The organism is Streptomyces sp. NPDC020362 (assembly GCF_040642095.1).
GTDB lineage: Bacteria > Actinomycetota > Actinomycetes > Streptomycetales > Streptomycetaceae > Streptomyces.
In genome coordinates this window covers 1-12,439 of the sequence record NZ_JBFAET010000235.1, presented here as the reverse complement: position 1 = coordinate 12,439, position 12,439 = coordinate 1, and the positions used below count along the sequence as shown (strand labels likewise).

Here is a 12,439-nt window from a genome sequence, read left to right as displayed (position 1 = left end):
CTCACTTGACTGGGGGTCACGGGGTCGCAGTTTAAAATCCTGGCGTCCCGACGTGCGAGACGCGGGTCCGGGGCTGCTCCGAAGAAATTCGGAGCAGCCCCTCGATCGTTCCCGGGGACCGGCCGGGACGGACGCCTTCGACCACGCCGGCGGGCGACCGCGACCGGCCGGGCACAAACGCGGGCCGCAGCCGGTCCACCGACGGTCACGCCATACCGAGCCGGCGCGCCGGTTCCGACACGTCCGGCTCCGGCTGCCGCCGAAGCCGGACGTGGTACCGAAGCGTCAGGTCGTGGGCGCGCGGCCGCTCGGCGACCCTGCGTGTCGCGACGGTGCCGCCACAGGTCGGGCGACGGACCTCGGACCCCGCGAGTGTCCGCGACCGGCGTGCTCCGGTGCCGGGCACCGGCGGCGGAACTACTGTGGTGGCGCATGAGCACCTCGTTGCCGTTGGACGCCGTGCCCCGTCTGGCCGGTGCGGTCGCCCTCGGAGCCGTGGTCGGCGTGACCGTCGGGCTGACGACCCGGCCGCCGCTGGGCGCGCTGGCCGGGATCGCCGCGACGCAACTGGCCTTCGTGCTGGCGGGCTGGATCGTGCTGTGGCCCATGGACGCCAGGGCCACCCACCGCAACGCCCGGCGTGAGGACCTGCGGCCCCTCCTGGAGGAACTCGTCGTCGTGGCGGTCGCCGGGTGCGGACTGCTCGCCATCGTGCTGCTGCTCCTGATCGGCAGGTCCGACACCGGGCACCTCGGCGCGGCGACCGCCCTGTTCGGGGTGTTCATGGCCTGGGCCGCCCTGCACCTGATGTACGCCACCCGCTACGCCTACGTCTATTACGCGGCCCAGGGAGGCATCGACTTCAACTCCGACCAGCCGCCCGCGTACCGCGACTTCTTCTACTTCAGCTACAACCTCGGCATGACCTACCAGGTGTCCGACACGTCGGTGTCGAGTGCGGCCGTCCGCTCGATCGTGCTGCGGCACGCCCTGCTGTCGTACGCCTTCGGCACCAGCATTCTCGCCACCGCCATCAGCCTCGTCGTGCAGTTCGTCAGCGGCTGACGTCCTCGCGGGCGGCTGACGTCCTCGCGCGGTTTCGTTCCGGACGCAGCAGGATGGGAGCGGGGACGGGGGTCCCCGCGTACCCGATGGAGCCGGACTTCAGGAGGAGGCCGGGTCGTGCCCGAGTCGCAGGCCGTGATCGTCGAACCGGCCGGAGCCACCGTGTTCCTCGTCGTGACCGTCGCGCAGGGCGGCGAGGAGACCGTCCGCGACCTGCTGGAGGACGTCTGCGGCCTGTGCCGCTCGGTCGCCTTCCGCGCCCCCGACGACCGGCTCACCTGCGTCGTCGGCATCGGATCGGCGGCCTGGGACCGGCTCTTTCGCGGACCGCGCCCCCGCGACCTGCACCCGTTCGTGGAACTGAACGGCGCACGCCACCGCGCCCCGGCCACCCCGGGAGACCTCCTCTTCCACGTGCGGGCCCGCCGCATGGACCTGTGTTTCGAACTGGCCCGGCTGATCACGCGGCGGCTGAGCGGCGCGGTCACGGTCGTCGACGAGGTCCATGCCTTCAAGTACTTCGACGAACGCGACCTGCTCGGCTTCGTCGACGGCAGCGAGAACCCCGAGGGCCGACTCGCGGACGACGCGGTGTTCGTCGGCGACGAGGACCCCGGCTTCCGCGGGGGCAGCTATGTGGTGGTGCAGAAGTACCTGCACGACATGACCGCCTGGGACGCCCTGCCGGCGCAGGATCAGGAGAAGGTCATCGGGCGGACGAAGCTCGCCAACGTCGAACTGCCCGACCGCGTCAAGCCCGCCGACTCCCATGTCGCGCTCACCACCGTCACCGACGAGGACGGCAACGAGCGCAAGATCGTCCGCGAGAACATGCCCTTCGGTACCCTGGGGGCGGGCGAGTTCGGCACGTACTTCATCGGTTACGCGCGCACTCCCGACGTCACCGAACACATGTTGAGGAACATGTTCCTGGGCGACGGCCGTGCCGCGCACGACCGTGTCCTCGACTACTCGACGGCCGTCACCGGATGTCTGTTCCACGTGCCGACGGCGGCCTTCCTCGACGACCTTCCCGCCGCTCCCGGCTGAGCCTGCGGGGTCAGTCCCGGGCCGCCCACAGGCCGCGCACATGACCGAGATGCCGGGTCATGATCTCCTGTACGGCCTTTCCGTCGCGCTCCAGCAGTGCGTCCAGGAGTTCCAGGTGCTCCTCGGCCGAGGCCAGCAGGCGGCCCGCCTCGACCAGGGCCGTGAGGCCGTAGAGGCGGGAGCGGCCCCGCAGGTCCGCGACCACCTCCACCAGGTGCGCGTTGCCCGCCAGGGCCAGCAGGCCCAGGTGGAAGCGGGTGTCGGCCTCGACATAGGCGATCAGGTCGCCGGCCACCGCCGCGGTGACGATCTCCCGGGCCGCCGGGCGCAGCGCCTCCAGACAGACCCGGTCGGCCGTGCCTGCCAGGTCCACCACGGTGGGGATCTCGATGAGCGCACGGACGTGGGTGTACTCGTCCAACTGCTTGTCGGAGACGGCGGTGACCCGGAAGCCCTTGTTGGGCACGGTGTCGACCAGGCCCTCCTTGGCCAGGTCCAGCATCGCCTCGCGCACCGGCGTGGCCGAGACACCGAAGCGGGCGGCGAGCGACGGTGCCGAATAGACCTCGCCAGGCCGCAGCTCGCCCGCGATCAGCGCGGCCCGCAGGGCGTCGGCGACCCGCTCGCGGTAGCTGCTGCGCCGGCCTCCCAGCCGGGGGAGCGCGGGTGCGTCCGCATCCTGCGGTTTCTGTGCCATGTCACGCATCATCGAATCCTAGAGGACGAAGCCCTCGGGGAACGGGTCGGTCGGATCGAGCAGGTACTGGGCCGTGCCGGTGATCCAGGCACGGCCGGTGAAGCTCGGCAGGACCGCGGGGATGCCGGCGACCTCGGTGGTGCCCAGAAGGCGCCCCGTGAACCGGGTGCCGATGAAGGACTCGTTCACGAACTCGGTGTGCAAGGGGAGTTCGCCCCGCGCGTGCAATTGCGCCATGCGCGCGCTCGTGCCCGTGCCGCAGGGCGAGCGGTCGAACCAGCCGGGGTGGATGGCCATCGCATGCCGGGAGTGGCGGGCGGTGGCACCGGGCGCGTACAGGTGGACGTGGTGGCAGCCGCGGATGGACGGGTCTTCCGGGTGGACCGGCTCCTCCTCGCGGTTGATCGCCTCCATCAACGACAGCCCTGCGGCGAGGATGTCGTCCTTGCGGGCGCGCTCGAAGGGCAGGCCGAACTCCTCCAGCGGCACGATGGCGTAGAAGTTGCCGCCGTAGGCGAGGTCGTACGTCACCGTCCGCCCGTCGGCGAGCTGTGCCTTGCGGTCCAGCCCGACGCTGAAGGAGGGCACATTGCGCAACGTGACGTTCCTGGCGGCACCGTCCTCGACCGCCACCTCCGCGACCACCACCCCCGCCGGAGTGTCCAGCCGGATGGTGGTCACCGGCTCCACCACCTCCACCATGCCGGTCTCGACCAGCACGGTCGCCACGCCGATCGTGCCGTGCCCGCACATCGGCAGGTACCCGGAGACCTCGATGTAGATCACCCCCCAGTCGCAGTCGGGACGGCTCGGCGGCTGCAGGATCGCGCCGCTCATCGCGGAGTGCCCGCGCGGCTCGTTCATCAGCAACTGCTTGACGGGGTCGCGGTGTTCACGGAAGTACAGCCGCCGCTCGTTCATCGTCGCACCGGGTACGGTGCCGATCCCGCCGGTGATCACGCGGGTCGGCATGCCCTCGGTGTGCGAGTCGACGGCGTGCAGGACGAGCCTGCTGTGCATCTGCGGTTCCTTTCCGTCGTCCGTTGCGTGGTCCCTCGCCCGTTACCCGAGCCCCGCGGCCACGGCTTTCTCGGTGGCCGCGCGGACCGCGGCCTCCTGCTCCGGCAGCAGCGGTACGCGCGGCGGGCGCACCGGGCCGCCGTACCGCCCGACCATGTCCATGGACAGCTTGATGGCCTGCACGAACTCCACCTTGGAATCCCAGCGCAGCAGCGGGTGCAGCTGCCGGTACAGGGGGAGCGCCGTGGTGAGGTCCCCGGCCACGGCGGCGCGGTACAGGTCGGCCGAGGCCCGGGGGAGTGCATTGGGGTAGCCGGCCACCCAGCCCTTGGCGCCGGCCACGGCCAGCTCCAGCAGTACGTCGTCGGCTCCGATCAACAGGTCCAGTTCCGGGGCGAGTTCCGCGAGCCGGTAGGCGCGGCGGACGTCACCGGAGAACTCCTTGACGGCGTGGATGTGGCCCTCGGCGTGCAGTTGCGCGAGGAGTTCGGGTACGAGGTCGACCTTGGTGTCGATCGGGTTGTTGTACGCCACCACCGGCACGCCCGCTTTCGCGACCCCGGCGTAGTGGGCCAGCACCGACCGCTCGTCGGCGCGGTAGGCGTTGGGCGGCAGCAGCATCACGGCCCCGCAGCCGGCCTCGCCCGCCTGCTCGGCCCACCTCCGGGCCTCGGCCAAGCCGTACGCGGCGACGCCCGGCATCACCCGCGCGCCGCCGATCGCCGCCACGGCCGTCTCCACCACCTCGGCGCGCTCCTCGGGCGTGAGCACCTGGTACTCACCGAGGGAGCCGTTGGGTACGACGCCGTCGCAGCCGTTCTCGACCAGCCAGGCGCAGTGCTCGGCATAGCGGTCGTGGTCCACCGAGAGGTCGGCGCGCAGCGGAAGGGCGGTGGCGACGAGGACACCGCGCCAGGGGCGGTTCTCCGGGAGGGTCATGACGGTCCCCAATCCAATAGGGTGTGACATATTACTGAGGATTTCAGGAGTGTGCGTGCAGTTTTCGGGAGCGCGTCCGGCCGGCTTTCGGGAGGGCGCGCAGGCTCGGGGTGCGGCGGACCTCCGGTCGGCCTCGTGCCGTCGGTTCCGACGGTGTCCGGCCCTTCCTCCGGTGTCCGGCCCGTCCCCCGTCAGTCCGGTTCTTCCTCCGGCAGCCCGGCCAGTACTCCGAGGGGCACCGGGCGGGCGAACGGCCGTCGTCCGGGCGTGAACGGGCAGCCGGCCAGCCCGGCCACCGCGGGCCCGCACATCCGGCCCTGGCACCAGCCCATCCCGGCCCGGGTGAGCAGCTTCACGGTGCGCAGGTCGCCGGCCCCGAGCGTGCCGGCGGCGGTGCGGACCTGCCCGGCGGTGACCTCCTCGCAGCGGCACACCACCGTGTCGTCCGTGATCCGGTCCGGCCAGTCCGTGGGCGGGACGTACACCGCATCGAGCGCCGCGAAGAACTCCCGCAGCCGGGTGCGCCTTCCCGCGGCCGCGGCCCACTGGCGCGGGTCGGGCGCCGTGCCCTGCAGCCGGGCGGCGATCGAGCGGCCGGCGATGTGCCCCTCGGCGAGCGCGAGGGCCGCGCCGCCGATCCCGGTGGTCTCCCCGGCGGCCCAGACGCCCGGCGCGTCGGTGCGCTGCTCGTCGTCGACCCGGACGTCCGTCCCGGACAGGGCACAGCCGAGGACCTCGGCGAGGTCCGTGTGCGGCAGCATGCCGTGCCCGACCGCAAGGCTGTCGCAGGGGATGCGGCGCATGCTGCCGGGCGCCGTACGTCCGTCCCGGCCGAGAGCGGCGACGGTGACCGCCTCCAGGCGGTCGCCACCGTGCGCCTCCACGACGGTGTGACGGGGCAGGGTACGGACTCGGTGCCGCAGCAACTGCCCCGCGTACCAAGCGCCTTCGGCGAGTTTGCCGGGCTGCGTGACCAGCACCGGGGCCCGCCCCAGCAGGGCCTTCGGGTCGGCGGACTCCACCAGCGCGGCCACCCGGGCGCCCGCCGCCGCGAGTGCCGTGGCCACGGGCAGCAGCAGGGGTCCCGTGCCGGCGACCACGGCCGTGCGGCCCGGCAGGACCAGGCCGCCCTTGAGCATGGCCTGCGCGCCGCCCGCGGTGACGACACCGGGGAGCGTCCAGCCGGGGAAGGGCAGCACCCGCTCGTAGCCGCCGGTGGCGAGCAGCACGGCGTCGGCGCGGACGGTGACACCCTCGTCCTGCGCGGGGCCGCGCAGGGCGTGTACGGCGAAGCCCCCTGAGTCCCCTTCCGCGCACCAGACATGATGATCCGCCAGATGCGTGACGCGCCCGGCGCCGATGTGCCGGCCGAGTCCGTCCCGCAGCCGTTGCCAGGTGCGCCACTGGTGATGCAGAGCCTGCGGTCGGCGTGCGCCGAGGGCGGCGGCGGGCTGCCGGTAGAACTGCCCGCCCGCCTGCTCGGCCGCGTCCAGGAGAGTCACGCGCACACCGCGCGCGGCCGCCGCCAGCGCACCGGCGAGTCCGGCAGGGCCCGCCCCGACAACGGCGAGATGCGGTCGTTCAGCCATCGTCCCGTCCCGTTCCCTCCTGCGTGAGGATCACATCGCCCGGCCGTACCGGCATCAGACAGGCGCGCTGGTTCGCCCGCCCGTTGACGGTCACCAGGCAGTCGAAGCACACCCCGATCCCGCAGAACACCCCGCGCGGCCGGCCCGCGCCGCGCGTGCTGCGCCAGGCGGTCACCCCGGCCGCCCACAGCGCGGCCGCGACCGTCTGGCCGGGCAGCGCCCGGACGGGCCGGCCGTCGAAGGTGACGGTGAAGGGGGCGCCGGGCCGCGCCCGGGTCAGTTCGACGGGGTTCATGGGATGTCGCCTCCGCCCGTCGGGCGGGCCTCGCCCGTCTCGAACCGCTCCGGGCGGAACGGGACGGGATCCAGACCGGTCGTCTTCCCGGTCAGTGCCTGCGCGATCAACTGCCCGGTGCCGGTTGCCAGTCCGATGCCCGCGCCCTCGTGTCCGCAGGCGTGATACAGCCCGGGCACCCGGGGGTCGGGGCCGATCGCCGGGAGGTGGTCGGGCAGGTAGGGCCGGAATCCCGCGTACGTGCGCAGGGCGCGCACCTGCTCCAGGAAGGGGAACAGCCCGATGGCCCCTGCCGCCAGCGCCCGCACCGCCCGGAGCGACAGCGAACGGTCGAAGCCGACCCGTTCCCGGGTCGCCCCGATCAGGACGGGTCCGGCGGCGGTGCCCTCGACGACCGGTGAGGTCCGCAGGGCGGCCGAGTCGCTCGCCACGTCGGCCACGTAGTCGGCGGCGTACACCTTGTGCCGGACCATGCGCGGCAGCGGCTCGGTGACCAGGACGAAGCCGCGCCGGGGCAGCACCGGGAGGCGTACGCCCGCCAGCGCGGCGAGGTCACCGCCCCAGGTGCCCGCCGCGTTCACCACCGCCGGGGCGTGGATGTCGCCCCGGTCGGTGCGGACGCCGAGCACGGCGCCGTCCGCGCTGCGCAGCACCCCGGTCACGGTCCGGCCCGTGTGCAGCCGGGCGCCGCAGGCGCGGATCAGGTGGGCAGCGGCCAGGGCGGGCATGACCTGTGCGTCCTGCGGATAGTGCACCCCGCCCGCCATGCCGGGCGCCACATGCGGTTCCAGGGACCGGAGTTCGTCCGCGTCGACTGGTTCGGCCGTGACCCCGGCGGCGCGCTGGCGCTCGGCGAAGACGAGCAGCGCCCCGAGCGCGCCCGGCGTCGAGGCGGCCACCACACCGCCCTTGGGCTCGTACTCGACGGCCGCCCCCAGCTCGTCGGCCAGCTCCGCCCACAAGCGGGCCGACAGCAGGGCGAGTTCGAGTTCGGGGCCGGGCTCCTTGTCGGAGACCAGCAGGTTGCCCTCGCCGGCACCGGTGGTGCCGCCGGCCACCGGTCCCCGGTCCACCACCCTCACGTCGAGGCCGGACCGGGCGGCGTACAGAGCGCACGCGGCGCCCACCATTCCGGCCCCCACGACCACGACATCGCAGGTCGGTCGCTTCACCACATCAGTACTATGTCACATGTCGCCCAGCCTGAGGAGACCCCGACGCCGGCCTCGTCACCCGCCCGGAGTCCCAGGCGTGGACACCCTCTTGACGCCGTACGGTGCCGGATCGACACTCCAGGGAGGGAATCCTAGTGAACGGATAGGGAAACATGGTGCGGCTGAGAACGGTGACCGGCCGAGCGGGCCGTACGCCGTTGCGCGCCCCCCTTCTCACCTCCCGTCGGCACATCGATCTGCTGCGCGTCTGCAGCGCGATCAGCCCCCGTCGCTGAGCCGCGCCAGCCCTGCGCGCCCAGCTCGCGCGCAGCCGCTCTGCCGAGCCGCCCCGTCCTGGGCGCCGAGCCGGGCCCGCCCGACGCACCCACCCTCCGACGACGCTTCCGCCGCGCACTGCGCGCGCCCGCCCACGGGGAGACTCATGTCCATCACTCCGCTCGCCGCCGTCCCGTCCGCCCACGCCACCACCCCAGGCTTCCGGGGCCGGATCGGCCGCGACGCGCGCAGCGGCCACTACGCCGTGCCGCACCGCTACCGGCTCCATCTGTCCACCGCCTGTCCCGACGGACTGCGCCTCGCCATCGGTCACCGCCTCCTCGGCCTCGACGACAGCTGTCCGGTCACCTTCCTGCCCGCCGTCCCGGACAGTCCCGGCGGCGGCCACACCGCCCTGCGCCCGCTCTACGAGGCGAGCGCCCACCACTACACCGGACCGGCCCTCGCGCCGGTGCTCAGCGACGACTGGTCCGGACGCATCGTCAGCACCCACGCCCCGGACATCCTGCGCGACCTGGACCGCTTCCCCCGCGACGGCAGCGACTCCCTGTATCCGTGCGGCACGGAGAGCCAGATCGAAGCCGTCGAACGGCTCTGCGCCGAGGGCATCCAGGACGCCGCACAGCGCGCCGGACGCGCCGACGCCGAACCCGCCGAGCGGGCCGCTGAGCTCGGTCGGCTGCTGGACACGCTGGGCAGGCTGGAGCGGTACCTGGCGGGGGAGGAGTACCTCGTCGACGGCCGGCTCACCGCAGGCGACATCGAGTTGTGGGTGTCCCTGGTGCAACTGGACACCGTGCACCGGTTCCACCTCGACGCCTCCGCCGTGCACCGTATCGCCGGGCACCCGGCGCTGTGGGCCCACGCCCGGCGCCTGGCCGCCCATCCCGCCTTCGGCGCCCAGCTCGACCTCGGCGGCATCGCCCGCCGTCACCACGGCCGCTGCCAGGGCCTCGAGGCCGCCGGAGCCGCCGTCCAGATCCTCGACTGGACGCGCCACGCCACGAACGGCCCGGGCACGCCCCGCAGCTGAGAACAAACCGGACAAGGCAAGCCCCCGGAGGGCCGTTGACCTGTGAACAGCCCCCCGCCCTCACCGACTTCACCGGCCTTACCGGTGACGCGATGTGCGCAGCTGTCAGGTCCTTTTGCCCGCGGTGCCGCAGGACGGCTCCCGGCCCTGTCCTGCGGCGGTGGTGCGGGTCGGGTCGCGGCCCGGGAACACCCGGCGCCGCCCGCGCGTTCCGACTCATGACGAGTTCCGCCAGGCGGACGCCGACCAGGCCCGCCGCGCCCGACCGACGGAGGTGACGGCCGTGCTACGGATCCTTGCGCTGCGCGTCCCGCAGCCGTACCGCTCCGTCCGTCTCCACTCCCGGCCGCACATAGACCTCCTGCGTGTGGCCGGCGCGCTCTGTCGCCCCTGACCGCGCCCCGTCGCCGCTGACTCCTTCCCGGCCCTCGGCCAGGGTCTCATCCCTCCGTGCTCGCCCGCCGCCCACGCCTGCCCGCGAGCCGGTGTTCTCCTACGGACATCCAGGAAGGCACCCACGTGTCCCCGACTTCCGTCACCTCCCTGCATCTTGCCGTCGCGCTGGACGGCACCGGCTGGCATCCGGCCTCCTGGCGCGAGCCGGTGGCCAGGCCCCGGGACCTGTTCACCGCCGGTTACTGGGCCGACCTCGTCGCCGAGGCCGAGCGCGGCCTGCTCGACTTCGTGACCATCGAGGACGGCCTCGGCCCGCAGTCCTCCCACCCCCTCCACCGCGACGACCGCACCGACCAGGTGCGCGGCCGGCTGGACGCCGTGCTCATCGCCTCCCGTGTCGCACCGCTGACCCGCCACATAGGCCTGGTGCCGACCGTGGTGTCCACGCACACGGAGCCGTTCCACATCTCCAAGGCCATCGCCACCCTCGACTACATCAGCAGCGGCCGCGCCGGACTTCGCGTGCAGGTCACCGCGCGGCCGGACGAGGCCGCACACTTCGGCCGCCGCACGATCCCGTCGATCGACGCCTGGGACGGCCCGGCCGCCCGCGACCTGCTCACCGAGCTGTTCGACGAGGCCGCCGACCACGTCGAGGTGGTCCGCCGGCTGTGGGACAGCTGGGAGGACGACGCGGAGATCCGGGACGCGGCCACGGGCCGCTTCATCGACCGGGACAAGCTGCACTACATCGACTTCGAGGGACGGCACTTCAGCGTGAAGGGGCCCTCCATCACGCCCCGCCCGCCCCAGGGGCAGCCGCTCGTCACGGCCCTGGCCCACGACACCCTTGCCCACCGGCTCGTCGCCGGCCAGGCCGACATCGGGTACGTCACCGCGCACGACACCGCCCAGGCCCGTGCCGCCGTCGCCGGGATCCGCGCCGAGCAGGCCGCGGCCGGCCGCGCCGACCAGACCCTGCACATCTTCGGCGACCTCGTCGTCCTCCTCGACGACGACCCGGTGGCGGCCGCGGCCCGCCGTGACCGCCTCGACGCCCTCGCCGGGCAGCCGTACACCGGCGACGCCCGCATCTTTACCGGCACGCCCGCCCAACTTGCCGATCTGCTCGAGCAGTTGCGGGATTCGGGCCTCAGCGGCTTCAGGCTGCGGCCCGCCGTCGCCGGCCACGACCTGCCGCGGATCACCCGGCACCTCGTGCCCGAACTCCAGCGCCGGGGCCTGTTCCGGCGGGCCTACGAGGCCACCACCCTGCGCGGCCTGCTCGGACTCGCCCGCCCCGCCGACCGCTACGCCGCAGCCATTGCCTGAGCCGGAGGAACGCCCGACCATGAGCAAGCCGCTGAAGCAGATCCACCTGGCCGCCCACTTCCCCGGCGTCAACAACACCACCGTGTGGAGCGACCCGGCCGCCGGCAGCCACATCGAGTTCAGCTCCTTCGCGCACTTCGCCCGCACCGCCGAACGGGCCAAGTTCGACTTCCTCTTCCTCGCCGAGGGACTGCGGCTGCGCGAACAGGGCGGGAAGATATACGACCTGGACGTCGTCGGCCGCCCCGACACCTTCACCGTGCTGGCCGCGCTCGCCGCCGTCACCGACCGTCTCGGCCTGACCGGCACCATCAACTCCACCTTCAACGAGCCCTACGAGGTGGCCCGCCAGTTCGCCAGCCTCGACCACCTCTCCGGCGGCCGCTCCGCGTGGAACGTGGTCACCTCCTGGGACGCCTTCACCGGCGAGAACTTCCGCCGCGGCGGCTTCCTGCCGCAGGAGGAGCGGTACTCCCGCGCCAAGGAGTTCCTGACCACGGCCAACGAACTGTTCGACTCCTGGCGGGGCGACGAGATCCTCGCCGACCGGGCCACCGGCGCCTTCCTCGCCGACGCCGGGGCCGGCGCCTTCGTGCACCGGGGGCAGCAGTTCGACATCCACGGCCGGTTCAACGTCCCGCGCTCCCCGCAGGGGCGCCCGGTGATCTTCCAGGCCGGCGACTCCGAGGAGGGCCGGGAGTTCGCGGCGTCGAGCGCGGACGCGATCTTCAGCCGCTACGCCACCCTCAACGAGGGCCAGGCCTTCTACGCGGACGTCAAGGGACGCCTCGCCGCATACGGCCGCCGGCCCGACCAGCTGCTCGTCCTGCCTGCCGCGACGTTCGTCCTCGGCGACACCGACGAGGAGGCCGCCGACCTCGCCCGGGAGGTGCGCCGGCAGCAGGTCAGCGGCGCCACCGCCGTCAAGCACCTGGAGTTCGTCTGGAACCGGGACCTGTCGGCGTACGACCCGGAGGGCCCGCTGCCCGACGTCGACCCGGTGGTGAGCGAGGAGCACATCTCCCGGGGGCGCGCCCAGGTGCGGATGTACCGCGACCCGGTCGCCATCGCCCGCGAGTGGCGGGAGCTGGCCGCCGCCCACGGCTGGTCCATCCGGGACCTGGTCATCAACACCGGCAACCGGCAGACCTTCGTCGGCTCCCCGGCCACCGTCGCCAGGACCATCGACGACTTCGTGCAGGCGGACGCCTCCGACGGGTTCATCCTCGTCCCGCACATCACCCCGGGCGGCCTCGACCCCTTCGCCGACCAGGTCGTTCCGCTGCTGCAGGAGCGGGGCGTCTTCCGCGCCGACTACGAGGGCACCACCCTGCGCGACCACCTGGGCCTCGCGCACCCCGACGCCGACGCCCGGGCCGAGCGGGCCGCCTCGTGACGTCCCCGACGCCAAGTCCCGAAGTCCCCGCCAACCCCTGAAGTCCCCGGCCGCACCCTGCTCGTGCACTGCCCGGATCCGTCGACGGCCAGGCCCTCGCCGAGCACCAGATCAACCGCGGCCACGAGACGCCCACAGGTAGGCCCCGGTTCTCGCCGTAAGACCAACGGGGCACT

General features: G+C 73.2%; 13 protein-coding genes. 7 read left to right on the top strand and 6 right to left on the bottom strand.

The genetic code is table 11. The features are described 5' to 3' along the window. The first annotated feature begins 432 nt into the window (after nt 1-432). Complete coding sequence (locus AB0H32_RS42120; RefSeq protein ID WP_361132932.1) at nt 433-1,065, top strand: DUF1345 domain-containing protein; 633 nt, start codon at nt 433-435, stop codon at nt 1,063-1,065. A 117-nt stretch (nt 1,066-1,182) separates the two neighbouring features. Continuing rightward, a complete protein-coding gene (locus AB0H32_RS42115) occupies nt 1,183-2,115 on the top strand; it encodes a Dyp-type peroxidase (protein WP_361132929.1) in 933 nt (310 codons plus the stop codon). A gap of 10 nt (nt 2,116-2,125) precedes the next feature. Here AB0H32_RS42115 and AB0H32_RS42110 read toward each other — a convergent pair whose 3' ends face one another. From AB0H32_RS42110 to AB0H32_RS42085, 6 genes are all read right to left on the bottom strand, one after another. Then, entirely contained in the window at nt 2,126-2,812 is a 687-nt protein-coding gene (locus AB0H32_RS42110) for a GntR family transcriptional regulator (protein ID WP_361132926.1), read from the bottom strand. A gap of 18 nt (nt 2,813-2,830) precedes the next feature. Continuing rightward, nucleotides 2,831-3,832, bottom strand: a complete 1,002-nt coding sequence (locus AB0H32_RS42105; protein ID WP_361132923.1) for a proline racemase family protein — start codon at nt 3,830-3,832, stop codon at nt 2,831-2,833. Between the two features lie 42 nt (nt 3,833-3,874). Further along, nucleotides 3,875-4,771 carry a dihydrodipicolinate synthase family protein gene (locus AB0H32_RS42100; protein WP_361132921.1) on the bottom strand — a complete coding sequence of 299 codons (897 nt, stop codon included), beginning with the start codon at nt 4,769-4,771 and terminating at the stop codon, nt 3,875-3,877. A gap of 191 nt (nt 4,772-4,962) precedes the next feature. Continuing rightward, a complete protein-coding gene (locus AB0H32_RS42095) occupies nt 4,963-6,360 on the bottom strand; it encodes an NAD(P)/FAD-dependent oxidoreductase (protein WP_361132918.1) in 1,398 nt (465 codons plus the stop codon). Next, a complete protein-coding gene (locus AB0H32_RS42090; protein WP_361132915.1) occupies nt 6,353-6,655 on the bottom strand; it encodes a (2Fe-2S)-binding protein in 303 nt (100 codons plus the stop codon). The genes AB0H32_RS42095 and AB0H32_RS42090 overlap by 8 nt, the downstream gene beginning before the upstream one ends. Further along, entirely contained in the window at nt 6,652-7,830 is a 1,179-nt protein-coding gene (locus AB0H32_RS42085; RefSeq protein ID WP_361132912.1) for an FAD-binding oxidoreductase, read from the bottom strand. The genes AB0H32_RS42090 and AB0H32_RS42085 overlap by 4 nt, the downstream gene beginning before the upstream one ends. 152 nt (nt 7,831-7,982) lie before the next feature. Here AB0H32_RS42085 and AB0H32_RS42080 point away from each other — a divergent pair, with 152 nt between their 5' ends. The 5 genes from AB0H32_RS42080 (at nt 7,983) to AB0H32_RS42060 (ending at nt 12,263) form a co-directional block, all read left to right on the top strand. After that, nucleotides 7,983-8,105, top strand: a complete 123-nt coding sequence (locus tag AB0H32_RS42080; protein ID WP_361132909.1) for a putative leader peptide — start codon at nt 7,983-7,985, stop codon at nt 8,103-8,105. A gap of 146 nt (nt 8,106-8,251) precedes the next feature. Continuing rightward, nucleotides 8,252-9,139, top strand: a complete 888-nt coding sequence (locus tag AB0H32_RS42075; RefSeq protein WP_361132906.1) for a glutathione S-transferase C-terminal domain-containing protein — start codon at nt 8,252-8,254, stop codon at nt 9,137-9,139. 94 nt (nt 9,140-9,233) lie between these two features. Continuing rightward, nucleotides 9,234-9,533: a putative leader peptide gene (locus AB0H32_RS42070; protein ID WP_361132904.1), complete on the top strand. Its 300-nt coding sequence runs from the start codon at nt 9,234-9,236 to the stop codon at nt 9,531-9,533. A gap of 125 nt (nt 9,534-9,658) precedes the next feature. After that, entirely contained in the window at nt 9,659-10,867 is a 1,209-nt protein-coding gene (locus AB0H32_RS42065) for an LLM class flavin-dependent oxidoreductase (RefSeq protein ID WP_361132901.1), read from the top strand. A 19-nt stretch (nt 10,868-10,886) separates the two neighbouring features. Next, complete coding sequence (locus tag AB0H32_RS42060) at nt 10,887-12,263, top strand: NtaA/DmoA family FMN-dependent monooxygenase (RefSeq protein ID WP_361132898.1); 1,377 nt, start codon at nt 10,887-10,889, stop codon at nt 12,261-12,263. Nucleotides 12,264-12,439 lie beyond the last annotated feature (176 nt).